The 26,279-nt window shown below is 32.7% G+C and carries 22 protein-coding genes; 4 read left to right on the top strand and 18 right to left on the bottom strand.

The genetic code is table 11. The features are described from left to right. Positions 1 to 20: 20 nt before the first annotated feature. Together AC37UB_RS03885 and AC37UB_RS03890 are read right to left on the bottom strand one after the other, a co-directional pair. Positions 21 to 881: an ROK family protein gene (locus tag AC37UB_RS03885; protein ID WP_117973111.1), complete on the bottom strand. Its 861-nt coding sequence runs from the start codon at positions 879 to 881 to the stop codon at positions 21 to 23. Between the two features lie 9 nt (positions 882 to 890). Continuing rightward, positions 891 to 2,264, bottom strand: a complete 1,374-nt coding sequence (locus AC37UB_RS03890) for a glycoside hydrolase family 1 protein (protein ID WP_490685351.1) — start codon at positions 2,262 to 2,264, stop codon at positions 891 to 893. 349 nt (positions 2,265 to 2,613) lie between these two features. On the opposite strand from AC37UB_RS03890, the gene AC37UB_RS03895 reads away from it, so the two are divergent. Further along, on the top strand, positions 2,614 to 3,948 hold the full coding sequence (locus tag AC37UB_RS03895) for an FAD-dependent oxidoreductase (protein WP_117973113.1): 1,335 nt from the start codon (positions 2,614 to 2,616) through the stop codon (positions 3,946 to 3,948). A 68-nt stretch (positions 3,949 to 4,016) separates the two neighbouring features. Here AC37UB_RS03895 and AC37UB_RS03900 read toward each other — a convergent pair whose 3' ends face one another. Then, on the bottom strand, positions 4,017 to 4,829 hold the full coding sequence (locus AC37UB_RS03900) for a hypothetical protein (RefSeq protein ID WP_242093689.1): 813 nt from the start codon (positions 4,827 to 4,829) through the stop codon (positions 4,017 to 4,019). A gap of 498 nt (positions 4,830 to 5,327) precedes the next feature. Here AC37UB_RS03900 and apf point away from each other — a divergent pair, with 498 nt between their 5' ends. Beyond that, positions 5,328 to 5,894, top strand: coding sequence for an aggregation-promoting factor (apf, locus tag AC37UB_RS03905; protein WP_242093691.1), 567 nt, complete (start codon positions 5,328 to 5,330; stop codon positions 5,892 to 5,894). 81 nt (positions 5,895 to 5,975) lie between these two features. Here apf and AC37UB_RS03910 read toward each other — a convergent pair whose 3' ends face one another. The 15 genes from AC37UB_RS03910 to AC37UB_RS03980 all read right to left on the bottom strand — a co-directional run bounded on the left by AC37UB_RS03910 (position 5,976) and on the right by AC37UB_RS03980 (position 23,260). After that, the gene (locus AC37UB_RS03910; protein ID WP_490685352.1) at positions 5,976 to 8,438 is read right to left on the bottom strand and encodes a heavy metal translocating P-type ATPase; all 2,463 of its coding nucleotides are present in this window, start codon (positions 8,436 to 8,438) and stop codon (positions 5,976 to 5,978) included. Between the two features lie 9 nt (positions 8,439 to 8,447). After that, positions 8,448 to 8,888 carry a CopY/TcrY family copper transport repressor gene (locus tag AC37UB_RS03915; RefSeq protein ID WP_490685353.1) on the bottom strand — a complete coding sequence of 147 codons (441 nt, stop codon included), beginning with the start codon at positions 8,886 to 8,888 and terminating at the stop codon, positions 8,448 to 8,450. 96 nt (positions 8,889 to 8,984) lie between these two features. Beyond that, positions 8,985 to 10,763 (bottom strand): sensor histidine kinase, encoded by a 1,779-nt coding sequence (locus AC37UB_RS03920; RefSeq protein ID WP_490685354.1) that lies wholly within the window; start codon positions 10,761 to 10,763, stop codon positions 8,985 to 8,987. Continuing rightward, positions 10,760 to 11,470, bottom strand: a complete 711-nt coding sequence (locus tag AC37UB_RS03925; RefSeq protein ID WP_117973119.1) for a response regulator transcription factor — start codon at positions 11,468 to 11,470, stop codon at positions 10,760 to 10,762. The genes AC37UB_RS03920 and AC37UB_RS03925 overlap by 4 nt, the downstream gene beginning before the upstream one ends. Positions 11,471 to 11,569: 99 nt before the next feature. Further along, entirely contained in the window at positions 11,570 to 12,472 is a 903-nt protein-coding gene (locus tag AC37UB_RS03930; RefSeq protein WP_117973120.1) for a phosphate ABC transporter substrate-binding protein PstS family protein, read from the bottom strand. 226 nt (positions 12,473 to 12,698) lie between these two features. After that, positions 12,699 to 13,952 (bottom strand): ATP-dependent Clp protease ATP-binding subunit ClpX, encoded by a 1,254-nt coding sequence (gene clpX, locus AC37UB_RS03935; RefSeq protein WP_117973121.1) that lies wholly within the window; start codon positions 13,950 to 13,952, stop codon positions 12,699 to 12,701. Between the two features lie 147 nt (positions 13,953 to 14,099). Continuing rightward, on the bottom strand, positions 14,100 to 15,383 hold the full coding sequence (tig, locus tag AC37UB_RS03940; RefSeq protein ID WP_117973122.1) for a trigger factor: 1,284 nt from the start codon (positions 15,381 to 15,383) through the stop codon (positions 14,100 to 14,102). Positions 15,384 to 15,491: 108 nt separating this feature from the next. Next, complete coding sequence (locus AC37UB_RS03945) at positions 15,492 to 16,433, bottom strand: hypothetical protein (RefSeq protein ID WP_117973123.1); 942 nt, start codon at positions 16,431 to 16,433, stop codon at positions 15,492 to 15,494. 82 nt (positions 16,434 to 16,515) lie between these two features. Then, positions 16,516 to 16,749: a YkuJ family protein gene (locus AC37UB_RS03950; protein ID WP_117973124.1), complete on the bottom strand. Its 234-nt coding sequence runs from the start codon at positions 16,747 to 16,749 to the stop codon at positions 16,516 to 16,518. A gap of 89 nt (positions 16,750 to 16,838) precedes the next feature. Further along, positions 16,839 to 17,705 (bottom strand): NAD(P)-dependent oxidoreductase, encoded by an 867-nt coding sequence (locus AC37UB_RS03955; protein ID WP_117973125.1) that lies wholly within the window; start codon positions 17,703 to 17,705, stop codon positions 16,839 to 16,841. A gap of 131 nt (positions 17,706 to 17,836) precedes the next feature. Continuing rightward, a complete protein-coding gene (locus AC37UB_RS03960; protein WP_117973126.1) occupies positions 17,837 to 18,847 on the bottom strand; it encodes a lysylphosphatidylglycerol synthase transmembrane domain-containing protein in 1,011 nt (336 codons plus the stop codon). Positions 18,848 to 18,865: 18 nt separating this feature from the next. After that, on the bottom strand, positions 18,866 to 20,071 hold the full coding sequence (locus tag AC37UB_RS03965; protein WP_490685355.1) for a glycosyltransferase family 4 protein: 1,206 nt from the start codon (positions 20,069 to 20,071) through the stop codon (positions 18,866 to 18,868). Continuing rightward, a complete protein-coding gene (locus AC37UB_RS03970) occupies positions 20,072 to 21,100 on the bottom strand; it encodes a glycosyltransferase family 4 protein (RefSeq protein ID WP_117973128.1) in 1,029 nt (342 codons plus the stop codon). Between the two features lie 172 nt (positions 21,101 to 21,272). Next, positions 21,273 to 22,994, bottom strand: coding sequence for a phosphoenolpyruvate--protein phosphotransferase (ptsP, locus tag AC37UB_RS03975; protein WP_241699192.1), 1,722 nt, complete (start codon positions 22,992 to 22,994; stop codon positions 21,273 to 21,275). Then, entirely contained in the window at positions 22,994 to 23,260 is a 267-nt protein-coding gene (locus AC37UB_RS03980) for a phosphocarrier protein HPr (protein ID WP_071456474.1), read from the bottom strand. The genes ptsP and AC37UB_RS03980 overlap by 1 nt, the downstream gene beginning before the upstream one ends. 428 nt (positions 23,261 to 23,688) lie before the next feature. Between AC37UB_RS03980 and AC37UB_RS03985 the strand changes: the two genes are divergently transcribed. Together AC37UB_RS03985 and AC37UB_RS03990 are read left to right on the top strand one after the other, a co-directional pair. Then, complete coding sequence (locus tag AC37UB_RS03985) at positions 23,689 to 25,851, top strand: ATP-dependent Clp protease ATP-binding subunit (RefSeq protein WP_117973130.1); 2,163 nt, start codon at positions 23,689 to 23,691, stop codon at positions 25,849 to 25,851. 117 nt (positions 25,852 to 25,968) lie between these two features. Further along, the gene (locus AC37UB_RS03990; RefSeq protein ID WP_071456472.1) at positions 25,969 to 26,277 is read left to right on the top strand and encodes a DUF1827 family protein; all 309 of its coding nucleotides are present in this window, start codon (positions 25,969 to 25,971) and stop codon (positions 26,275 to 26,277) included. Positions 26,278 to 26,279: the final 2 nt, after the last annotated feature.

Consider the following 26,279-nt stretch of genomic DNA (forward strand, 5'->3'; position numbering starts at 1 on the left):
AACCACTTTATGTGGTTTTTTTATATAGTGTTTAGATAATTTGTCGCAGCGCCAATTAAATTGGCGTCATTTCTAAATTGACAAGCTGCTATTTGCGGCATAATATTTGGTAAATGAACACTTGCTAGCTTATGATACAACCGTTTTTCAAGTTCATCAATCACTTCTTTACGTTCTGAAATACCACCGCCGATAATAATCATTTCTGGATCAATTGCAACCTGTAAATCATAAAGTATTTGTGCAATATTTTCATACATAGTGTCTAATAATGCTAAGACTAATGAGTCTTTCTTCTTTGCTAATTCAAATAATTGTTTTCCATCCACTTTTTCACCAGTTTTTTTATAGTAAGCTTCTGCTACTCGGACTATTGTGCCTGTTTCACTTAATATCTGATTAGTATGATTTTTCATCAATCCGAATTCTCCACCAAATAAATGGGTTCCTTTATACAACGAGCCATTGATAAATATAGCTCCACCTACGCCTGTTCCCAAAACAACAAATAAAGCATTCTCTATATTTTTTCCTACACCTAAACTCATTTCTGCGATGCCTGCACAATTTGCATCGTTTTCAATTCTAACAGGTAGACAAAATGCCTTCTCAAAAATATCAAAAATAGAACAATTATGTAGGTATTTCACTGCACTAATCCCTTCAATCTTTCTTGTACTGGCATTGACAGCACCGGGTGCACTAATAGCAATTCCTTCTATATCAACAGGATAGTGATTTATTACTTTTTTCATATCCATTACTAAATCATCCAATGTTTTAGATGTTATAAATTTAGATTGGTAAGATAATTGATTATTTTCCCATAATCCACATTTTACAGCAGTGCCTCCTATATCAAATACGGCTAAATTTGTCATGTCATCACCTCAAAATCCATTACTTTTTGATAATTCTTTAAACCATAACCCACTTTTCTTCAATGAACGTTTATAATAATTTTCTAAATCAATACGATAAAAACCATAACGATTTTTATAACCATTTAGCCATGACCAACAATCTACAAATGTCCATGTATGGTAACCAAAACAATTGCTACCTTCTTCAATTCCTCGATGTAGGTATTCTAAATGCTCTTTCATAAACTCAATTCGATAATCATCTATTATCATACCAGATTCATCCATGAAACGCTCTTCATCTGCGACTCCCATTCCATTTTCTGATACATACCACGGAATATTACCATAATCGTTTTTCATCATTATAGCCACATCATACATCGCTTCTGGATAAATTTCCCATCCACGATAAGGGTTAACCCTCTTATCAGGCCAATCGTATGGCTCATAAAAATCCGTTGGGAAAATCGCTGGGTGTCGAATTTCTCTAGGGGCTTGAACCCTCATTGGTTGATAATAATTTATCCCGATAAAATCAACAAGGTTAAGAGAAATCATTTTTTTATCATCTGATAAACTATCAGGAGTTAAATCATTTTCTAATAATAAGTCACTTAATTCAGCCGGAATAGTTCCTAATACACATGGATCTAAAAAACTTTTTATTATTAATAAATCTGCTTTTCTTTTTGCTTCTTGATCTTGTTTTCTATCACTTTTAGCATATGTAGGGGTCACGTTTAATATAATACCAATTCTGCCATCATTTCGATTATCTCGAAATGCTTTAACTGCATAAACATGTGCCATCAGTGTATGAAAGCCAACCTGAATCGCTTTTTTAAAATCAACAATAGCTGGGTAGTGATAACCATATAAATACCCACATTCAATATGAACGAGTGGTTCATTGAATGTTACCCAATCACTCACCAAGTCACCAAATAACTCAAAAGCTGTTTTAGCATAAAAATGAAATGCTTCGACTGATTCCCTTGTCTCCCAACCCCCTTTTTCCATTAGCCACCAAGGCATATCAAAATGAAACAAATTAACGATTGGATGAATCCCTTCATCTAACATCGTTTGAAAGTAATCTCGATAAAACACCACAGCTTCTTGATTAATCTTTTTCCCATCCGGTAACAATCTTGCCCATGATATAGAGGTTCGATAAGAATTTAATCCAATCTCTTTCATTCGTTTAATATCATTAATGTATTCCTCATACACATTAGACGTGTTTTCTGGTCCCTCATTTGCATGAAATTTCTCAGGATTTAACTCAAACCATTTATCCCACGTTGTCGCACTTTTTCCATTACCTAATGAATGCCCTTCTGTTTGAGGTGCTGATGCTGCTGATCCCCATAAAAAATTAGCTGGAAATGTTAACATGATACCCACTCCTTATCTCATTATCTTTACTATCCATTATAAAATAAGATATATCTTTTATAAAGAAAAACATCAAAAAAAATATTTGGTATATCATATAATATTGTGAATTTTTTATAAAAAAAGAGAATAGACATCTTTTTTGATACCTGTTCATTCATGTTACATAACTAACTCTATATAACACAAAACACTTGATATTTAATGAGCATGAATTTTATTAATACCCCTTTTTATACTTTATCATTCACAAGCATAATGTTATACATTGATTTTACTTTCTGTTATATTTTGAACATGTCACATATCGATATATTTGTGATAAAAAATACATGTAAGGGTGGATACAATGAAAGTTGTTGTTATAGGATGTACTCATGCGGGGACATCTGCGGTAAAAAGTATTTTAAAAGAATCACCAGAAGCTGAAGTGATTGTCTATGAAAGAAACGATAATGTGTCGTTCCTATCATGTGGAATCGCGCTCTACGTTGGTGGCGTTGTCAAAAACGCGCAAGACTTATTCTACTCAAATCCTGAGGAGCTAGCTTCTCTAGGTGCTACAGTAAACATGGAGCATAATGTGACATCCATCGATACTGAACTTAAACAAGTGACAGCTGTCAACTTGAAAACAAATGAAACAAGCATTACGTCATATGATAAATTAGTGATGACAACAGGCTCATGGCCTATCATCCCTCCTATTCCAGGAATTGAAGCTAATAATATTTTATTATGTAAAAATTATAATCAAGCAAATAAAATCATCGACTCTGCTAAAGATGCCAAAAGAATCGTTGTGGTTGGTGGTGGATATATTGGGATTGAGTTAGTTGAAGCGTTTGTCGAGTCAGGTAAAAATGTCACCTTAATCGATGGTCTAGACCGTATATTAAATAAATATTTAGACAAACCATTTACAGATAAACTAGAACAAGAGTTATTGAACCAAGGAGTCACACTAGCTTTAGGAGAAAATGTGGCACACTTTGAATCCGATGAGCACTCTAATGTGAAAAAAGTACATACGGCTTCTAAATCATTTGAAGCTGACATGGTGATTCTGTGTGTTGGATTTAAACCTTCGACAGAATTATTAGGTGACAAAGTGGATAAATTACCTAATGGTGCGATTAAAGTGAATGAGTATATGCAAACAAGTCAACCTGATATTTTTGCTGCAGGCGATAGTGCAATTGTTCACTATAACCCAACACAATCAGATAACTATATTCCTTTAGCAACAAACGCCGTTAGACAAGGCTTATTAGTTGGAAAAAATATTAAAAAACCAACTCTAGCTTATCGTGGGACTCAAGGAACGTCTGGATTATACTTATTTGGTTGGAAAATAGGATCAACCGGTTTAACCATAGAAAATGCATTAGCTCAAGGAATTAATGCTGATATGGCATATTTAGAAGATAACTACCGTCCAGAATTTATGCCTACAACGGAAAAAGTTATGATGCAATTGGTTTTTGACAAGGATACAAAACGCATATTAGGCGGTCAATTAATGTCGAAATATGATATCACTCAGTCAGCAAATACATTGTCTTTAGCCATTCAAAATAAAATGACTGTTGAAGATTTAGCTCTATCCGACTTCTTCTTCCAACCTCATTTTGATCGTCCGTGGAACTATTTAAATTTATTAGCACAAGCAGCAATGGATTAAATCTTCTACTATTATATATCAAATAAAACTAACCCTTAAGTCATCTCGTATGAGTTAAGGGTTAGTTTTTACACTTCTTCAGAAAAAGAAATACGATCGTGAACTTTCATAAAGTTAGGTCTAGAAAAATGTAGTCCATCATATACAGCTATTTTTTCACTTGCCTCTAACATTAAAATTGAAATTTCTCTTGTAAAGTTTTCTAATTCTTCGATGTCAAATGGTGTATAAGATAGTAGAAACTCTTTTTCTAAATGTGATAAATGAGATTTATCTCCTTCATACTGTCTCCAATCATCTGATTCATTCGGTTTTGCTCCTTTTGATAAATACCACATTGAAACTAAATGTTGTTTAATTGATAATATGATTGATTCAATATGATTTCTTTCATTTCGTCTCCATGCACGATATAAATTAAAATAATCAGCATAATACTGATTTAAGACAACATCAAATACTTCTTGTGTCACAACATAATTCATTGATTGAGATAAACGATGTAAATCAGTTAACGTGCCATCATCTTTTATAATTTCAATGTATTTATATTCAATACTTGGCTCTAACATTTCTAAAGTATAAACCATTAAATCTAACTTGATAAATGTTGCATAATGAATAATCGAATGATTATAATCAAATAATTCAACAAATAAAAAATCACCAATCGCACTAATAATCTCACGTTGTTTTTCTTCTAGTAATATTCCAGGTTTTAAAATAATTCGGGCATTAATATCTGAATAATAATCTTCTGTTTTATCTCCTATTGACCCACTGTAGTAAGCACCAATAATATCACTGTCTTCTTTTACTAATCTAGCAAATCTATTTTGTAATTTATCACGTTCTACTGGTAAATTAGAATCCACTAACATAATAAACAATCCTCCTTAAATATCTATTACTTACAGTATATTCAAAAAAAACCGGTTTTACAAAAGATTTTGTAGAAAAAAAAAATTTTTTCCTATTTTTTTATTTTTTCGACGGTTTTTTAAAAAGTCAGTAATGTAACATCTTTTTTTTCATTAGTAATATATGTAATATAATTCTTTTTATTAATTAATCTAATAATAAAATATATTTCATAAACTACACACATATATTATGCTTATAAATATGATTATCTTTATTTTATAAAACTTTTAATAACCAATTAGTTAAATACATCTGTTGAACTCATGACTAATTTATTTAACTAATAACGAACATCAAAATATTTCTATGTATCAACTTTTGTAATATTTCGCTTTATTTTGTTACCAAATTAAACACATTCTTTCACCTAAGAAATATTATTCGATGGTAAAGTATATCTTGTCGTTGGATAACAACAAAATAAAAACAAACATTTAAAGGAGATTTTTAATTTTATGAAATCACTAAAAACAATTATATTTGGTAGTACCTTTGCTTTAGGCTTATTATTCAGTACAACAGTACTCGCAGATTCTGTATACACAGTAAAACCGGGAGACACACTTTCATCAATTTCGACTGAATTCTTTGGTTCAAACAATAATATTGACCAAATTGCTAAAGATAATAATATCAGTAACATTAACTTGATTCACCCAGGTCAAGAGTTAACAATTAAAACAGATGGGAAAGCAACAGTTGCTCCTGCTGAAACAACTAAAGAAACAAGCCAACCAGCACAAGAACAACAAGAAGTTCAACAAGAGGTTCAACAACAAGCATCTACATCTACTTCTGCTACAACATCTAGCGCAAAAGAATGGATCGCTCAAAAAGAATCTGGTGGAGACTATAACGCAACAAATGGTTACCATATTGGACGATATCAATTAGACCCAAGTTACTTAAACGGTGACTACTCTCCAGCAAATCAAGAAAAAGTAGCAGATGAATATGTTGCTGGCCGTTATGGCTCATGGGAAAATGCTCAAGCATTTTGGATGAACAATGGTTGGTACTAAGAAATAGCCTCTAGCATCATACTAAAATAAAGAGTAAAAAAGCAGGAACGCAAAGTTATTGTAACTTTGCGTTCCTGCTTTTTATTTTTGCTTAGGTTTAAATCGTTTTAAACGTAGAGCATTTAATAATACGGATACAGAACTAAAACTCATGGCTGCTCCAGCAATCATCGGATTAAGCAATGGACCACCAAAAATATATAAAATTCCCATAGCTACTGGAATACCTAATATATTATAGCCAAATGCCCAAAATAGATTTTCTTTAATATTTCTCATGGTTGCATCAGATAATTCTATCGCTGTTACAACAGTTTTTAAATCTTCATTCATTAAAACAATATCTGCTGATTCAATGGCAACGTCCGTTCCATTACCAATGGCTAACCCTATATCAGCTTGTGCTAAAGCAGGTGCATCATTAATACCATCACCTACCATTCCAACTTGTTTTCCTTTTTTTTGTAGATTTTCAACTTGTTGTGCTTTATCTTCAGGTAATACTTCACTAATGACTGTATCAATCCCCACTTGTTTTGCTATCGCATGAGCTGTCAATTCATTATCCCCTGTTAGCATGACGACTTGTTTTCCCAAATGTTTTAATGTACTCACAGCCTTAATGCTGCTTTCTTTTATTGGATCCGCTACAGCAATAATCCCAATAATATGTTGCTCACTCGCTACATACATAGGGGTCTTGCCTTGTGTCGCTAACTCATGAACAATATCTTGTTTTTCGTCTAATGAAATGGATTGTGCTAACATCAGTCGTTTGTTTCCAATATAATAAATCTGATTATTAACACTTACCTTTATTCCCTTACCTGGTACTGCTGAAAAATCATCAATTTTTATAAACTCTAAATGTTGTTCTTTGGCTTTTTCAACAATTGCTACTCCCAAAGGATGCTCTGAATGAGTTTCTGCTGAAGCTGCAAGTATTAGTAATTCCTCTTGACTCAATTGATTAAATACTAACACATCTGTCACAATTGGTTTCCCTTGCGTGATGGTTCCTGTCTTATCAAACACAATCGTATCAAGCTTATGGGCTATTTCTAATGCCTCACCACTTTTAATGAGGATACCATTTTCAGCTCCCTTACCTGTTCCTACCATTATAGCTGTTGGCGTTGCTAAACCAAGTGCACATGGACACGCAATAACTAAAACGGAAATCATAATGGTTAAAGCAAATACCCAGGATTCTTGTCCTAAAAAATACCACAACAAACCTGAAATAATAGCTAGTCCAATGACAATCGGAACAAAGACGCCTGAAACTTTATCAGCTAACTGTGCGATAGGCGCTTTAGATCCTTGTGCTTCTTCAACCAGTTTAATTATCTGCGATAATGTTGTATCTTTTCCTACTTTGGTTGCCTTAAATTTAAAACTTCCCGTCTTATTTATACTAGCACTCACCACATTGTCCCCAGATTTTTTTTCTACAGGGATACTTTCTCCAGTAATCATTGATTCATCAACTGAACTGTTACCAGAAATAATCACTCCATCGACTGGGATTTTTTCACCAGGTCTAACCATTACGATATCATCTAAGACAACTTCTTCAACTGGTATGGTTTGCTCTACCTCATTACGAATGACGGATGCCGTTTTTGGTGCAAGGTTAATTAAGGTTTTAATCGCTTCTGATGTTTTTCCTTTTGATACTGCTTCAAAATATTTTCCTAATGTAATCAATGTTAAAATAGTCGCAGCTGATTCATAATAAAGATTCATAGCAAAACTTGTGTCTCCCATAAACACTTGAATGGTTCCATATAAACTATAAATTGTTGCCGCACTCGTTCCTAATGCCACTAACGAATCCATATTAGGATGTCTTTTGACAAGTGCTTTAAATCCGACTGTAAAAAATGGCCATCCTATTGCTATCACTGGGATAGTCAATATAAATTGAATAAGAGCAAAAAGTTGTGGAGAATGCACTGGATTAATGACTGAGGGCAAAGGTAAGCCTATCATATGCCCCATTGATAGATACAATAACGGAATCGTAAAAATAGCGGAAGAAACAAATCGATTCCACATAACTTCGATATGTTTTTCTTTATTCTCTTCCTTCGTCATTTTTTCTTCGGTATTTATCTGTTTGTCAATCGCTTTATATCCAGCAGCCTCTACTGATTGAATAATAGCTGATTTCGTCAAAACATCGGGATTATATGATACACTCATCTCTTCTGTCGCCAAATTAACAGATACTTCTTTAACACCATCTAATTTCCCGACAACTTTTTCAATTGTACTAGAACAGGAGGCGCAACTCATTCCTTCTACATCAAATTGATTTGTGATAAGTTGTTCTCTAATCTCATATCCAGCATCTCTCACCGCTTTTGCAATATCTGCTTCAGTCAATTTAGTTGTATCATACGTCACATCTAATTTTTCTGTCGCTAAATTAACACTTGCTTTTTCAACCCCACTTAACTTTGATACAACCTTTTCAACCGTACTAGAACAAGAAGCACAACTCATTCCTTCTACTGGTAAAATCACTCTTTTTTCCATATTTCCACCTCACTTATGACAATTACATTGACCGATAGCACAGTTACAATCAACTGTTTTCGGAGCTTTTATCTTTTTTTCTTTTAATAAATAGATTAACTGATCGATATCATTTTGAGAAAATTCTTCTTTTTCAATCACTTGATACAAAGCTTGTCCCTTCTTTTTTTGACAAATTTTATTTAAGTCATCTAATAGTATATAATTTACAGCAAATTCTTCATCCACAAGTGCTTGATAGATAAACTGTTTTCCTTGCTTTTCAGTTGATAAAAAATGCTTATCAACTAATCTAGCGAGTAACGTCTTAACTGTTGACATGCTCCAATCCATTTTATCACCCAGTATTTCCAACACTTGCCGACTTGTTACAACATCATTTGCCCAAATAACTTTCATTATCTCCCACTCTGCTTGCGTAATAGAAAAAGACTTCTTTTTTTGAATCATTCAGTCACACCTCTTCATTCATTGATAAATTTACTATAACTTAATCGTCTACATTTGTCAACGATAGAGTTTAAAAAAAGAATAGCTCGCGATTAGCTACTCTTTTAATTGTTTATTCTCATAGTTTGAAGACAGAATATCTAAATTTATTTTAACAATAACAGTGGTTCCTTCTTCTAATTCACTTACTAATTTAACCCGTCCACCAAGTATTTCGGCATAATGTTTAACAAGTGACAAACCTAACCCAGAGCCTCCATTATTTCTCTGTCTTGAATGACTCACACGATAAAACCTTTCAAATATCCATTTTTGATCTTCTTCAGAAATACCAATACCAGTGTCTTCAACTTTTAACGTTAATTCATTATTTTGTTGTGTTAAATAAACAAATATTTTGCCATGCTCTTCAGAGTATTCAATAGCATTTTCTAACAAATTTTTAACAATAATTTGAAATGAATCATTAGGAATAACCAAATCTTCTCCTACTGCACTTTCAAAAATAACAGATATATCTTTGTCAAAAGCTTTATATCGATAACGATCAATTTCATCCTCTATAACTAACTTAGGATGGACAACAAAAGAATCCATCATATAAATATCTTTTTCCGTTTTTAGTAACATTAAGATTGTTTGAATTAAACTCATCAACCGTTGTGCTTCACGTTCAATAATCGTTAAAAATTCTTTACTAGCTTCTGGATCATCTTTTGCTCCTGCTAATAAAGTTTCAGAAAAACCAATAATGGATGTCGTTGGTGTTTTTAACTCATGTGATATATTGCTAATAAAATCCTCATGTACTCTCTCAATCTGTCGGACTTCCGTAACATCATAAATAATCCCAACGTATTCATGATTGTCTATTGATAATTGTCGAATAACAATTTTTAAATCTTGCGTTCTTGGTTTTTCTATACGAATTTCCCCTTGAACTGCTTCTTTTGTCTTAACAGCCTGGTTAATTAATTCAGTCAATCTAGGTTCTGTAAACCATTCATCATATGGAGAAATCGTCCATTTTTTCTGGAACATTTCTTCTATTGTTTGATTGGCTAATGTTATCTCCAATCGATCATTCAAAATAAAAATACCGATATCTAAGTTCTCAAATAAAAAATGCAATGTCTCTTCATTTTTTAACTGCTTATAATACAGTAAATTTGTTTCTTCCATTAACTCATACACCGTTTGATAGAGTTCATGCCATTCCTTAGGGGCATCTATAACCTTTTGTTTTTTCTCAGGATTTTGAATTGCTTGTCTTAAAATTGGTAGCATAAATTGAATTGGTTTTTTTGACTGACGATGGATGTAATATCCCATAATGAGGATTGCGACAAATAATAACACCATGATTGTAATCACAATTCGCTGAAAGTTCTCAACATATTGTGAAATGCCTTGATACGTTTCTGATAGACGAATAACCCCTATTAACTGATTATCTTGGTACACTGATTTTGCAACATAGATTAGCTTTTCATCAACTGTATTACTTTCTCTAATAGCCACTCCTTCTGATCGACCTTCTTGCAACACTTCTTTAATTTCAGGACGATTTTTTCTTGATTCTTTAACTAAATTATTACTAGATGAATCATATAAGATATCCCCAGATTTATCTAATATAGTTAAACGTTCATGTTTTCCTACACTTTTATCAAGTTTTTCCTTATCTAAAATAAATTCTTTATCTTGCAAAATAAATGGAACCAATCTATCAATTTCTTCAGATAATTGTTTTGTTTGTTGATTGATAACATCTTTTTTAAAAAAATAGGTGGTATAATAACCACCTATGAGCACAAATATTATTATTATTAAAATAACCCAAGCTGGATTCACTATTTTTTGTAACTGTTTCATGCATATGGCTCCTGAAATTTATAACCAAATCCTCTGACTGTTTTTATATATCCAGGATTTTTGGCATCGTCTTCTATTTTTTCTCTTAAATGACTAACATGAATATCAACTGTTCGAGATAAATGATACATATCGTCTTTCCAAATTGATAACATTAATTCATCACGTCCGATGATACGATTTTGTCGTTCCATAAAATAAATAAGTAGTTCAAACTCTTTTTTCGTCAGAGAGATGTCCATCCCCCTTTTCAATACTTTATAATCATTTGGATAGGCTATAATATCACCTACATTTAAATGATTACTTCCAACATCACTTTCAGTTTCATCAGTTGTTTGATGATCTAAGCGCCTTTCCACTGCTCTAAGTCTAGCAATAAGCTCTCTTGGACTAAATGGTTTTGTCACATAATCATCTGCTCCTATCTCCAGACCAACAATTTTATCAATTGTTTCATCTTTTGCTGTTAACATAATAATTGGTGTACTAATTTTTTCTTTACGCAATGTTTTCGTGACATCAAATCCATTAATTTTAGGTAACATTAAGTCCAAAATAATGAAACTGTATTGATTAGACATAGCACAATCAACAGCAGCTTCACCATCATGTACAACATCAACTTCAAAGTTTTCTTTTTCTAGGTTATATTTTAAGAGTGTTGTAATAGATGGCTCATCATCAACTACTAAAATTCGCTTCATAATAGCTAAACGTCCCTTCCCTATCCTGTTTAGTTTGTTCCATTATACCACAGTTAATATAAATAGATGAACACAGGATAATAATGAGCATGGAATCAATTATTTAATAGTTCCGTCTAAGTCACGTTCAACCTTCATATCAGAAATAGCAATATAGCCTAACTCGTTCACTACATTTTTTTGTACATCATCAGATTTCATGTAATCAAGGAATGCTGTCACATCAGAACTTGCATCTTTTTTTGTATACATATGCTCATATGCCCAAATTTTCCAAGAATTATCTAATACATTTTTATCTTTTGGTTCCACATTATCAATAGAAAGACCAATAATACTATCATCAATATAAGAAAAGGCTAAGTAACTAATAGCTCCGGGCGTTTCAGAAACGATTTTTCGAACAGTACCAGATGAATCTTGTTCCTGTCCTTTAGCTGCTTCTGCGCCACCGATTCCCCATTTTTCAAAAGTTGCACGAGTTCCGCTTCCTGATGCACGATTAATTAATTCAATTTTCTGATCTTTTCCACCTACTTCTTTCCAGTTGGTTACTTTACCAGTAAAAATATCTTTTAACTGCTCAGAAGTAAGGTTTTTAACACCTACTTCTTTATTAACAACAGGAGCCACACCTACAACTGCTACTTTATGGTCTTCAATCTTCGACGCATCAATTCCATCTTTTTCTTCGGCGTAAACATCTGAGTTTCCAATATCAACAGCACCTGTTGATACTTGCGTTAACCCTGTTCCACTACCACCACCTTGAACTGTAATAGTATAGTTTGGATTATCAGTCATATAAATTTCTGCTACTTTCTCTACTAATGGCTGTAATGCTGTTGATCCAACAGATGTAATATCTACTTTTTCAGTAGATTTTGCTTTTTCAGAACCACTTGTCCCACTATTGCTACTTTCAGTTGACCCATTACCTTTACAGCCTACTAATGTAAATAATACGCCTACTGTAATGACAGATAATAATTTCTTTTTCATTTTTCAAAACTCCTTAAAAGTTATTTGTTTGATTTATTTATTACACACAGAGTGTATCAAGTTTGTGTAAAATTTATAGTCTTATAAATGTAAAATGAACGTAAATTATCCAAATGTAAGATTATATTGGTTCATTTTTCAAAACAATGAAAACTTTATAACAGTTATGCGTCAATTGAAACAAATATATCAAAAAAAGAGAGCAGATTTCTCTACTCTCTTTTACCTATTTAATCGTTTTTAATTTTAATTCTGGTTCACCATCACCTTCAACAGCTTCTTTAGTAATAATAACTTTTTCTACATCTTCTCGGGTTGGAATTTCATACATAATGCCCATCATCACGTGTTCAATGATTGAACGAAGACCACGAGCACCTGTATCGCGTTCAATTGCTTGATTAGCAATAGCATCTAATGCTCCGGGTGTGAATTCAAGCTCCACATTATCTAGAGATAAGAGTTTCTTATACTGTTTCACTAATGCATTTTTAGGTTCAGTTAAAATTCTTACCAAATCTTCTCGGGTTAATTTTTCAAGAGATGCTGTCACTGGTAATCGTCCAATAAACTCTGGAATCAATCCGAATTTTAATAAATCTTCCGGAATAATCTGTGCCATAATACTTTTTTCTTCGTCACGTTTATTTTTATTTGTTGAACCAAATCCGATTACTTTTTCACCTAGACGTTCTTTTACGATTGTTTCAATACCGTCAAACGCTCCGCCTACGATGAATAGAATTTCAGATGTATCAATCTGAATCAATTCTTGTTGTGGGTGTTTACGTCCTCCTTGAGGTGGCACACTGGCTACCGTTCCTTCTAATATTTTAAGTAAAGCTTGCTGTACCCCTTCACCCGACACATCACGTGTAATAGATACATTTTCACTTTTTCTAGCAATTTTATCAATCTCATCAATATAGATAATCCCACGCTGCGCTTTTTCAACATTAAAGTCAGCTGCTTGTAATAGTTTTAAAAGAATATTTTCAACATCTTCCCCAACATATCCAGCTTCAGTTAGACTTGTTGCATCAGCAATAGCAAATGGAACATTTAATGTTCTAGCAAGAGTTTGGGCTAAAAATGTTTTCCCAGATCCTGTTGGTCCAATCAAACAAATATTACTTTTTTGAAGTTCTACTTCATCAACTTCTTCATTTTCTTCGTTGATTGCCATTTGTTGCACTCGCTTATAATGGTTATATACTGCAACAGATAAGACGATTTTGGCTCTTTCTTGTCCTATAACATATTCATTTAACACATCTAAAATTTCTTTTGGCTTTAATACATTAATTAAATCAGATACCATTTCATCTTGCATCTCTTCATCAATGATTTCTTTACATAAATCGATACATTCGTTACATATATATACTCCAGGTCCTGCGACTAATTTTTTCACTTCATCTTGTGACTTTCCACAAAATGAACAGCGAACTTCATTATTTTCACCTGTATTGTCGTACATGTTTTCCCTCCTAATTGAAAAAAGACCTATACGGCCTAATTCACCAAAAGTCTAATCATCTTGTTTATAATAACATACTATACTAGACAATGCATTAAAAAAGAAAACAAAAGACAAGGCTCTATTACCTTGTCTTTCTAGTCTTTCTTATGCTTCTTCTTTAACTGTTTTAACGATAGCATCAACTGCTCGTTTCATTTTGATATCATGAGCTAACATATCATCAGATAAAGCGTTTCTTACAGCTGAAGCTTCCATGTTGTATTGAGATGCTAAATCATCAATTTCAGCTTGAATGTCTTCATCAGTTACTTCAAAGTTTTCAGCCTCAACGATTGCTTCAATCACTAAGTTTGTTTTAACACGTGATTCAGCTTCACCTTCAAATTGTTTATGTAAATCTTCCTCAGTTGTTCCACTGATTTGATAGTATAATTCAGGTGAGATCCCTTGGTTTTGCATGTTTGATAAGAATTCATTCATACCACGGTGAACTTCATCGTGAACCATTACTTCTGGTAATTCAACGATTTCAGCATTTTCAACTGCTTGAGAAATAGCTGTTTCCTCAATCGCTGCTTCAGCTGCTGCCTCTTTAGAAGCTACTAATTCAGCTTTGATTTTTTCTTTTAATTCTGCTAATGTTTCAACTTCTTCATCCACATCTTTAGCAAACTCATCATCTAATTCAGGTAATTCTTTTGCTTTTACTTCATGAACAGTTACTTTGAAAACTGCTTCTTGACCAGCTAAATCTTCAGCTTGGTATTCTTCTGGGAAAGTGACTTTAACTTCCACGTCATCTCCAGCTTTAGTTCCAACTAATTGTTCTTCAAAGCCTGGGATGAATGAGTTAGAACCTAATTCTAATGAATAGTTCTCACCTTTTCCACCTTCAAAGGCCACATCATCTTTGAAACCTTCAAAGTCAATAACAACTGTGTCACCATTTTCAGCTGCTGATTCTTTAATCACTAATTCTGCTTGTGATTGTTGTTTTTGAGCTAAGTTTTCTTCAACTTCTTCATCAGTGACTGAGCGGTCTTGCTTAGGAACTGTTAAGTTTTTGTAATCTCCTAATTTAACTTCAGGTTTTACAACAACTTCAGCTGTGATAACCCATGGTTGACCTTTTTCCATTGATTCAACATTGATTTTTGGTTGAGCAACTGGCTCAATTCCCGCTTCTTCAATTGCTGCTTCATACAGTTCAGGCAAAACAACGTTTAAAGCATCTTCATATAATGCTTCTTCACCATACATTTGGTTAAACATTTGGCGAGGTACTTTCCCTTTACGGAATCCTGGCACGTTTAAATCTTTCTTCACGCGATCAAATGCAGCTTTTAATCCTTTTTCAATATGTTCTGTAGAAACTTCAAACGTTAAAACACCATCGTTTGTTCCTTTTTTTTCCCATTTCGTAGACATATAATGTACCTCCAAGTTATCTATTCATTAATAGTTTTTATACTATTTCATACCATACAATATTACACTAAAGACCTTTAATTGTAAACATTTTTCACTAACAACTCACTATTTTGTCATCGTATTCATCATAATACGATCGAGTAATTGAATTTGTTGATTGATTTTGTTAACTTCCTGATTGTCAATTATATCAAACCCAAAATAAGTTAGATAGGCTTTATTCCAACTTTTCACGTCAGTTACTATATCATCAATATAAGGATACATCATACCTAAATGCGTCTTAACAATATTTAAAACTAGAGTCTCTTGACTGGGTTGATTATTTTCCATGTATTCTGACAAATCCTTATATAAAGAATTATTTTTGACACTAGGCATTAGTCGATTCATTTCATTAAGTTTAGCATGATGATGTAGTTGACCAAATACATCTAAAATACTAACTGTTCCTTCATATTTTAATTGCACCAATTCATCAATGATTTGAGAACGTATAAGTGGGGAAATATTTTTACTAATCAAAAATATTTCAGATGATAACTTAAAAAAATCCAACTTAGTTAAATAATTCATTTCTTGTAGTAATGCCTTTTGCTTTATAAAAGAAACTTTTTCTATTGACTTTATTCTTAATAATCTATTCGTATAATCCGTTTTATCAACCAGCGTCCAATATTTTTGAGTTTGATTCAATGTCTGTTTGAATTCCTCACTTAAATGAGATGCTCTATCAAACGTCAATAGCCATTTTTCTAAAACCAGAAACTGCTTCCTTTTTAATAAAATATCAAAATAAAGTGGCTGTAATTCCGACTGTTCTCGGTAGTCATCTTCATATTCTTTCATATATATATAGGCCGTTTCTAACCGACCAACATTGATTAATGCTTTAACTAACAAATAATTTACTTCTAAAGACTGACTAGTTTCATAACTATCGTTAAAATATTGTATGGCTTTTAAATCATCACCCTGTTCACTACTTTTTTTTCCTAGATAAAGCAATCTATTTTCATTAGCTGGAAATTCTAACATCTCTCCCATCATCTTTCCTCCATCACATTCTTATCATTCTACTGACACTATAAAAAAAAAGCGTCACACATCAGTGCGCACTTTTTAATCGTTAGTCTTGTAACAATTCAAAAATTTCTAAAGTGACTAAATCAATGTCATCAAATTGATAGACTTCTTGAGAACCTGTTTCCGTTAATTCAAACATCTCATTGTTCCCATCAAACGTCACGATGCATCGCTCTTGTCCTTCTCTTTCAAATCGACGAACTTGTACTTCATTGTCGCTAGATTCCACCATTGCATTCAATCGTTTAATAATTGCTGCTAACTGTGAACTTTTCATAGAGCTAGCCTCCTTCGCATTTCTTCTGTTATATTGTAACAGAAACACTCCTAACATGCATTGAAAAACTGTGTCTTTTTTTAACTTTTTTAAATATCCCACCAAAGTTTAATCAAAGCTTGCGTTCCATCGTCTTCAAACCCTTTGTCTACTAGTGATTGATAGAGATGTCTTGCTTCTTTAGTGGCAGGTAAGTCAATGGACATTTTCTCAGCTTCTTCTAATGCAATGGTTAAATCCTTTAAAAAATGTTTAACAAAAAAGCCAGGCGTAAAATCCTCCTTCAAAATTCTTGGAGCATAATTGGTGAGTGACCAATTTGCTGCACTTCCTCCACCGACTGTATCAAGAACTTTTTCTAAGTCTAAATCTGCTGATTTAGCATAAACAAGTAACTCAGTCATTCCTGTCATAGTGCCTGCAATCATGATTTGATTAGCCATCTTAGTATGTTGCCCACTACCAGCTTTTCCTTGTAGATTCACTTTACTACTAAAAACATTTAAAATTGGTTCCACTTTATCAAAAATGGCATCATCACCACCTACCATCGTAGTTAGCGTACCATTTTTAGCTCCTAAATCACCACCAGATACTGGAGCATCAAGACTATATGCTCCTTTTTCTCTAGCTGTTTGTGAAATTTTTTTTGCTAGTGACGGCGTACTTGTTGTCATATCAATGAGTATTTTTCCTATTACGTCTGCAGAAAATATACCATTTTCTCCATAATATATTTCTTCAACATCTTTTGGATAACCAACCATTGAAAAAATAATATCACTTTTATTAGTCACATCTTTTGGTGTACCTTGCCAAATAGCTCCCTCTTTGACTAATTCATCTGTCTTAGACTTCGTACGATTATACACATTTACTGTATAACCAGATGTTAATAAATGTTTTACTATTGATGCACCCATCACACCTGTTCCTATAAATCCTATTTTTTCCATGCCAATTCACCTCATATAAATAAGTTTGATACTCTTATTATAGAAAAAGGAAACAATTAAATAAAGTCACAGCACTTCTAAATATGTATAAATAAAAAAACATTCAAGTCAGAAACTTAAATGTCCTAATATTATTGAGTTCTTTTTTGTTGAAAAGTCAATGCAACAAGACCTAAAATAATACCTAAATAATAGGTCACTCCGCGCCATAAAAAAATAGCTAAAACTAATTTACTTTGTGATAAAGTGAACGTTCCAAATAATAAACTAAAACTGTACTCTGCACCACCAGTTCCACCAGGAATAGGAAATAGTGAAGTAATCATTGTAATAAACGCATGTAAAACAACAATATGAAAAATGCTAATATTATGAATACCTAGCCCATGTAAAACAAAATAAGGGATAATATAATAAGCTACCAATTGAAGAACAGTTAGCGCACTTACTTTAATCATTAAAATGGGCTGATCTCTCATATAGTTACTTTCTGCATAAAAAGTATCCATTTTTTCAATCGTTCGTTGGTATAACTGATTAACTTTTTCATCTTTCTTAAATACATAAATCCCCTTAAATACAATATTTACTAACTTTCTTGTAAAACTATACCAATACATTATCATCAATAACGCAATAACAATGACAAAATGAATAATAAAACTGAGCAGTATTAATAGTTTTAATTTAGATAAATTATTTGATAAATAACCATATCCACCTACCAAACACATTAAAAAATTAATCACAATCCACACTTGATACACAACAAATTTCATCAAACTTACAGATGTTGCTACTCCAGTGTCAACATCTGACTTAGATAATGCAATAATTTGTGCTGGTTGCCCACCTGTTGAAAATGGTGTGATAGCATTAAATAAGTGTTCAATCAACGGTATTCGATAGCTTGATGTAAATCTAAAGGTAGGATTGCTTCGTTTTAACAGTACTTGAACAATTTTTGCTTCAATTCCCCAATATATTAAGATACAAGCAACTGCTGCAGCTATCCACCACCAATTTATTGTGGAAAACTCTGTAGCCATATCTTGCAAACTGACCTTTTTCATTTCAGTACCAATCACTATCAACCCTAATAAAACAGCTAAAACTAGATACCATTTATTTTTTTTGGTCATAGAGCTCCTCCTAACGCACTACTTTTTAAATAACTTTAATGAGTATAAATTGCTATCATCTTCATACTCCTGATGATTTTCTTCAAAATAGACAAGAGCTTTTTGATAAAATTCTTCTACTCGTTTACCAAATGCTTCACTTGAAATATCATATAATTTATTTTCTAAAATAGATTGTTTTATTGAAATATCCTTTTTAATATAATCTATTAACGTCTGTGAAAACTCTTCATTTTCATCATATGTTACACCTAAACTCTCATCATCAAATAAGTTATCCAAATAGTCATTTCCTTTTGCAACAACCTTTGTTTTTGCCGCCATTGCTTCTGTATAAGTTAATCCTTGTGTTTCAGAATCCGATGCACTAACAAAATAGTCTGCTGCTTGATAAAAAGGAGCTATATCTTTATTAGGTATTTCACCAGTAAAAATCACTTGCTCCAACAACCCTAATTCATCTACCTGTTTTTCTAATTTAGCCTTAAACGGACCATCACCAACTATCAATAATTTAACATTTGGAATTTCTTTCACTACTTTAGGCATACCTTTGAGCAAAGTTTGAATATTCTTTTCGTAAGATATCCGACTCACAGATAACAATAGACATGCATCATTATCAATTTTATAAGTCTCTCGTATACTCTCAATGAGCTTTTCTTCAACAGGTTTAAATTGCGATACATCAATTCCTGTAGGGATAACAGACATTGGTCGCTCAATCCCATACTCTTTTAATTTATTAACAACTCTTTGACTTGGGCAAATAATACCAGACATATGATTAGTATATAATTTAGATAATTGCTTAACATGAACTGGTTTTAACACTTTTCCCTTAGCAATATAATGTAGATAATCTTCATACATCGTGTGATAAGTATGAACGACTGGAACATCTAGTGCTTTTGCTGTTTGTTTCCCTAAAATACCTACACCAAATTCTGTATGTGTGTGAACAATATCTAAATCTATTTCTTTTGCAACATGATACGCATACAACATTCCCCTAATAACGACGCGTCTATCTTTAAAAGAAATAAACGGAATACTAGGCATACGTATAATGCGTGGTTCTACTTCTTTTGCGTCAGGATCTGTTGTGGTGAAAATATACACGTCATGTCCCAATTTTTCAAGTTCTTGCTTCAGTATTTTAATAGATGTTGATACACCACTAACTTGAGGGAAATATGTATCTGTAAAAAAACCTATTTTCACTTAGTTCTCCTCCTTAGCACTTCTTTTATAATAGTCATACCATATTTTAGCAACATTTTCTTCACTATAATATAAAGCTGATTTTTTCGATTTCTCCTTATATTCCTCTAATATCTCAGGATTATCTTTGATTTTTTTAATTGTTTCATTCATATCATAAATATTTGTCGTTGATATATACTGTTCATCAATGATGGCATGATATAAATCTAAATCCCTTAACATAACAGGTGTACCACAATTAAATGCTTCTAGAATGCTCATAGGAAATAATTCATTATATGATGGCAATAAAAATACATCTGCCAAGTTATACAATTTCATAATTTCTTCTCTGTCTACAATTCCAGTAAATAATAAATTTTCAGGTGGATTGTCATATATTTTTTTATAACGATCATATCCATCTGTCATTTTTCCAAATGAAAATCCTCCTGCCCAAATAAATTGAACGTCTGGATTATCAATAGCTAACTGAACAAAATCATCAATGCCTTTTCTCTGTTGAATTTGTCCAGTCCCTAAAATAACTAGTTTTTCTTCTGAAATATGGTAATTTTTTCGCCAATTATTTTTTTCATCCATCGTCGCTTCGTAAAACTTTTTATTTGATACAAAATTTGGAATATAGGTAATTCTCTTTTCTTTTAATCCTGCATCCACTAATTTGGGAATAAAGGTTGGATTAACAACCACTAATTGATCCATTCTCCCATAAAAACGTATAAGGTACCAATCAAATACTTTTTTAAATGGTGAAAAAAGCGTCAAACTCCCCTCAAGCGTTTCAGGTAAAAAGTGAACATATCCTATCGTTGTTCCTCTTTTCTTTTTAAAAAAAGTCGAAATAAAAAACTGTGGGTCCACAGTATGATAATGTGAAATATCTGATTGCTTAAATTTATTAATTGAAATATCAAATTCAGTTGAAAAATGTTTATTGAGCATATTAATTAATTCTATATAGGCACTTCCAACCCCTTGGCCTTTCACTTTATCAGCTGATGAAAACATATTTATCCTTAACAAAAAATCCACTCCTACTATCTACTATAATACGTAAAGTCATTTCACAATACATCATACTACAGTCGCATTTTTAATGCGAAATGTGTACACTAGTATATATCTTAACACGTTATAATAAAAAAAAACCATAATTTACTGTATAAAAACAGTAAATTATGGTTTTCAATATTAATTATTTAGTATATTCTTCAACTAAAGCAACAACTTCTTCAGCTGTATCACAATCGGTAATTGCTTTCTCAGCTAATTCAGCCATTTTTTTAGAATCAAGACGACTCATTAAGCTACGAGTACGTAAAATACTTGTTGCACTCATAGAAAACTCATCTAATCCTAAACCAACTAGTAATGGAACAGCTGTTTGATCGCCGGCCATTTCCCCACACATACCAGCCCATTTTCCTTCAGCATGAGCTGAATCAATAACGTTTTTAATTAAACGTAAAATTGCAGGATTATAAGGTTGATATAAGTAAGAAACACGTTCGTTCATACGGTCTGCTGCCATTGTATATTGAATTAAATCATTTGTTCCAATGCTAAAGAAATCAACTTCTTTAGCGAAACGGTCAGCAATTACTGCCGCAGCTGGAATTTCAATCATAATACCTACTTGGATATCATCAGAAACATCCACACCTTCAGCAACTAATTTAGCTTTTTCCTCTTCAAGCAATGCTTTAGCTTCTCTAAATTCAGCTAAAGTAGCAATCATTGGGAACATAATACGTAAATTTCCATAAACAGATGCACGTAACAATGCACGTAGTTGAGTACGGAACATTTGATCTTCTGCTAAACAAATACGGATAGCACGGTATCCTAGGAATGGGTTCATCTCTTCAGGGAATTTCAAGTAAGGTAGTTCTTTATCCCCACCAATATCCATCGTACGAACCACAACTGGTTTACCTTCCATACCCTCCAAGACAGCTTTATACGCTTCAAATTGTTCGTCTTCAGTTGGAAAATCAGGAGAGTCCATGTACAAGAATTCAGTACGGTATAAACCAACTGCTTCTCCACCATGACCTAACACACCATCTAGATCTTTTGGTGTTCCAATATTTCCAGCTAATTCAAAATGTTTACCATCTGCTGTCACTGTTTTAGCGTATTTTAATTTGTCCCATTCAGCTTTCAATTCATTAAATGCTTTTTCTTTTGCTTTAAAATCAGTAACTTGTTCATCAGTAGGATTGACAATAACATCACCTTCACTACCATCAACAGATAAGATATCACCTTCAACAACATACTCAGTAATGTCTTTTGTTCCAACAACTGCTGGAATTTCTAAAGAACGAGCCATGATAGCAGAGTGAGATGTACGTCCGCCAATATTAGTTACAAAAGCACGAACAAAATTACGATCTAATTGTGCTGTATCACTTGGAGTTAAATCTTCAGCAACAATAATGACTTCTTCGTCAATCATTGTTAAATCAGGTAATTTAACACCTAACAAGTGACTCATAACACGTTTTGTTACGTCACGAATATCAGCAGCTCTTTCTTGCATGTAAGGGTTATCTTCCATAGCCTCAAACATTCCAATAAACATGTCTGTAACTTCTTTTAATGCTGATTCAGCATTAACTTTGTTATCTTTGATATTTCCTTCAATTGCACTGATTAATTCAGGGTCAGATAAAACCATTAAGTGAGCATCAAAAACTTGTGCTTCTTCTTCACCTAAAGTTTTCACCGCTTTGTCTCTGATTGCTTGCAAATCTTTAGTTGATTGACTAAGAGCATCTGAAAGACGCGCTGCTTCGGCTTCAACGTTTTCAACTGAACGTTTTTCAAATGATAAATCCGGCTCAACTAAAAGATATGCTTTAGCAACTGCGATACCATCACTAACCGCAATACCTTTCAACTGTTTAGTCATTATTCAGATAGTCCTTCTTTTTTCATTGTTTCTTCGATCGCTGCGATTGCATCTGCTTCGTCAGCACCTTCAGCTGTAATTGTCACATCAGCACCTTGTCCAACACCTAATGACATAACACCCATGATTGATTTTAAGTTTACAGATTTACCTTTGTATTCTAAATTTACATCTGAGCTAAATTTACTAGCTGTTTGTACCAATAAAGTTGCTGGTCTAGCATGAATACCTGTATCTGCTACTACGTGAAATTCTTTTTTTTCCATAATTATCTTCTCCTTTGTCATGTGAAAAATTTTTATGATGGATTATTTAATTGAATAATAACTCAAAAAATAACCCTTTCAATGATAAAGAATACCATGTTTTTCTATTACTTACAACTTTTTTCCCATGTTCCATAAAGAACTTTAAAAACCTTTTATAAACTTTTCAGTTCCATTTCAGAAAATATCGCGAGTTTATTTGAGAAATAATTTGATATAGAGGCTATTTTGTCCACTTACTCTTTATTTTAAATTTTTTTATAAAAAAACGTTTTTTATAAAAATAAACATCACGATTTTTTTCAGTTTTTATCTAAAAAATTTAAGCATAATTTTTGCTTCTTATATTCAAAAATTATATAATAAACATAAGGTCAAAACAGGTCAAACTGTTTTGGTGAATCATTTGATTAGAGGAGGATTTGCCTATGATATGTAAAAACTGTAAAAAAAATGATGCAACCATTCACTTACACGCATCAGTTAATGGAGAGAAACAACAAATAGATTTATGTCAACAATGTTATCGTGATTTAAAATCTCAAGAAGATCAAATGAATCGAGAAAAATTTGCTCAAGACCCTTATGGTTTTGGTCAATTAAATGATTTTTTCAAACAGTTGGCCCAACAATCAATGAAACAACCACAACAACCAACTATTCAAGCTCAACAAGGCGGTGGTGGTGGAAATTCTTCTATCCTGGTAGAATACGGGGAAAACCTAACACAACTTGCTCGTGATGGAAAAATTGATCCTGTTATTGGTCGCGATGCTGAAATAAAACGTGTGATAGAAATATTAAATAGACGAACTAAAAACAATCCAGTACTTATTGGTGAACCTGGTGTTGGTAAAACCGCGGTCGTTGAAGGGTTAGCGTTAAGTATTATTAATGGTGATGTCCCACAAAAACTAGAAAATAAAGAAGTCATTCGTCTTGATGTCGTGTCACTTGTTCAAGGAACAGGTGTTAGAGGCCAGTTTGAAGAACGGATGAAACAACTGATTACTGAACTAAAAGAACAAAAGAATGTCATTTTATTTATTGATGAAATCCATGAAATCGTTGGAGCAGGATCAGTTAGTGATGGTTCAATGGACGCTGGAAATATCTTAAAACCTGCTTTAGCTAGAGGTGAATTACAATTAGTTGGCGCAACAACATTCAATGAATATCGAATCATCGAAAAAGATGCAGCACTTGAACGGCGTTTACAACCTGTAAAAGTGGATGAACCTACTATTGAAGAAACCATTCATATTTTAAAAGGGATCCAAGAAAAATATGAAAATTACCATCATGTGAAATACACAGATGAAGCCATCGAGGGGGCTGTACACTTGTCTAGTCGTTTTATACAAGACAGACATTTACCTGATAAAGCTATCGACTTACTAGATGAAACAGGTTCTAAGAAAAATTTAACCATTCCTTCTATTGATCCCAAAATTTTAAATTCTAGAATTGCACGGGCTGAAGCTAATAAACAAATTGCTTCAGAAGAAGAAGATTTTGAAAAAGCGGCTTATTACCGTGATCAAATCAAAAAATTGGAAGACTTGAAAATTCATCAAGTATCTGAAGACAGTATGCCTACTGTGACAATAAATGATATGGAAGAAACCGTGGAAACCATGACAGGAATTCCGGTTGGTAAATTAAAAGAAACAGAGCAGCAACAAATGAAACATTTAGCAAGTGATTTGAAAAAACATGTCATTGGGCAAGATGATGCCATTGATAAAGTATCACGTGCCATTAGACGAAATCGAATTGGTTTAGGAAATAAAAATCGTCCAATTGGCTCATTTCTTTTTGTTGGACCGACTGGTGTTGGTAAAACTGAACTAGCAAAACAACTAGCGACAGAGTTATTTGGGCATGAATCTAACATGGTTCGTTTTGATATGAGTGAATACATGGAAAAACATAGCGTGTCTAAATTAATTGGCTCACCACCTGGCTATGTTGGGTACAACGAAGCAGGTCAATTAACTGAAAGAGTGAGAAGAAATCCGTATAGTTTAATTCTATTAGATGAAGTCGAAAAAGCTCATCCAGATGTTTTACATCTATTCCTTCAAATTCTTGAAGATGGACGATTGACAGATGCGAAAGGAAGAACTGTCAGTTTTAAAGATACTTTGATAATCATGACAAGCAATGCTGGAACTCAACATGTTGAAGCAAGTGTTGGATTTGGTGCTATCAAAGAAGGGACGACTCAATCAGTTCTAAATCAATTAACCCATTACTTTAAGCCAGAATTTCTAAACCGATTTGATGGAATTATCGAATTTAAACCATTGAGTAAAGAAAATCTGTTGTCTATTGTGTCATTAATGCTTGATGAGATAAACATAAAATTACAAGAACAAGGTATTCATATTGATACGACTGAAGAAACAAAAGAAAAATTAGTTGAACTTGGTTATGATCAGGCTATGGGTGCAAGACCTCTTAGACGTACCATTCAAGAATATATTGAAGATGGGATTGCTGATTGTTATTTAGATAACCCTTCTGCAAAAAGATTATCTGCTGATTTAGTAGATGATACTATCACAATAACTGAACAAATGAACTAATACATGTTTTAAGGAGAAAATTCTTCCTATTATATGGGAAGGTTTTCTCCTTAATTTTTAATCATTGTGGTATAATTAATCTATAGAAAAGGATACAACTAAATTGGGGTGATATTAATGAAATTGATTGACGTTACAAATAGTTATGCTACTTTGGTTTCTAAACAATTGGAAAACACAGATGCTAGATTTGTCAGTGTCTATTCATTAGGTAAAACATTAGTGATTCACAGTACAGCAGACACTCATATCGATGTTGTTTTAGTGAATAAGACACGTGATATTAAAGATTTAGAACTAAATGCTGTATTAGAAGAACTATTACATACCACAGTGGATAATCCAGAGTTAGAAATCATTCGAACACACGGTGTTATAGAAGTTGAAATTCCTGTCAAACCGAAAAAAACAAAAAAAATTAGTTAAAT

It is taken from the genome of Vagococcus changpingensis (assembly GCF_058211775.1).

Bases quoted from the DNA above. Each gene is read 5' to 3' on its own strand.
- AC37UB_RS03885 (WP_117973111.1), bottom strand. From the start codon at position 881: ATGACAAATTTAGCCGTATTTGATATAGGAGGCACTGCTGTAAAATGT.
- AC37UB_RS03890 (WP_490685351.1), bottom strand. From the start codon at position 2,264: ATGTTAACATTTCCAGCTAATTTTTTATGGGGATCAGCAGCATCAGCA.
- AC37UB_RS03895 (WP_117973113.1), top strand. From the start codon at position 2,614: ATGAAAGTTGTTGTTATAGGATGTACTCATGCGGGGACATCTGCGGTA.
- AC37UB_RS03900 (WP_242093689.1), bottom strand. From the start codon at position 4,829: ATGTTAGTGGATTCTAATTTACCAGTAGAACGTGATAAATTACAAAAT.
- apf (WP_242093691.1), top strand. From the start codon at position 5,328: ATGAAATCACTAAAAACAATTATATTTGGTAGTACCTTTGCTTTAGGC.
- AC37UB_RS03910 (WP_490685352.1), bottom strand. From the start codon at position 8,438: ATGGAAAAAAGAGTGATTTTACCAGTAGAAGGAATGAGTTGTGCTTCT.
- AC37UB_RS03915 (WP_490685353.1), bottom strand. From the start codon at position 8,888: ATGATTCAAAAAAAGAAGTCTTTTTCTATTACGCAAGCAGAGTGGGAG.
- AC37UB_RS03920 (WP_490685354.1), bottom strand. From the start codon at position 10,763: ATGAAACAGTTACAAAAAATAGTGAATCCAGCTTGGGTTATTTTAATA.
- AC37UB_RS03925 (WP_117973119.1), bottom strand. From the start codon at position 11,470: ATGAAGCGAATTTTAGTAGTTGATGATGAGCCATCTATTACAACACTC.
- AC37UB_RS03930 (WP_117973120.1), bottom strand. From the start codon at position 12,472: ATGAAAAAGAAATTATTATCTGTCATTACAGTAGGCGTATTATTTACA.
- clpX (WP_117973121.1), bottom strand. From the start codon at position 13,952: ATGTACGACAATACAGGTGAAAATAATGAAGTTCGCTGTTCATTTTGT.
- tig (WP_117973122.1), bottom strand. From the start codon at position 15,383: ATGTCTACGAAATGGGAAAAAAAAGGAACAAACGATGGTGTTTTAACG.
- AC37UB_RS03945 (WP_117973123.1), bottom strand. From the start codon at position 16,433: ATGGGAGAGATGTTAGAATTTCCAGCTAATGAAAATAGATTGCTTTAT.
- AC37UB_RS03950 (WP_117973124.1), bottom strand. From the start codon at position 16,749: ATGAAAAGTTCACAGTTAGCAGCAATTATTAAACGATTGAATGCAATG.
- AC37UB_RS03955 (WP_117973125.1), bottom strand. From the start codon at position 17,705: ATGGAAAAAATAGGATTTATAGGAACAGGTGTGATGGGTGCATCAATA.
- AC37UB_RS03960 (WP_117973126.1), bottom strand. From the start codon at position 18,847: ATGACCAAAAAAAATAAATGGTATCTAGTTTTAGCTGTTTTATTAGGG.
- ptsP (WP_241699192.1), bottom strand. From the start codon at position 22,994: ATGACTAAACAGTTGAAAGGTATTGCGGTTAGTGATGGTATCGCAGTT.
- AC37UB_RS03980 (WP_071456474.1), bottom strand. From the start codon at position 23,260: ATGGAAAAAAAAGAATTTCACGTAGTAGCAGATACAGGTATTCATGCT.
- AC37UB_RS03985 (WP_117973130.1), top strand. From the start codon at position 23,689: ATGATATGTAAAAACTGTAAAAAAAATGATGCAACCATTCACTTACAC.
- AC37UB_RS03990 (WP_071456472.1), top strand. From the start codon at position 25,969: ATGAAATTGATTGACGTTACAAATAGTTATGCTACTTTGGTTTCTAAA.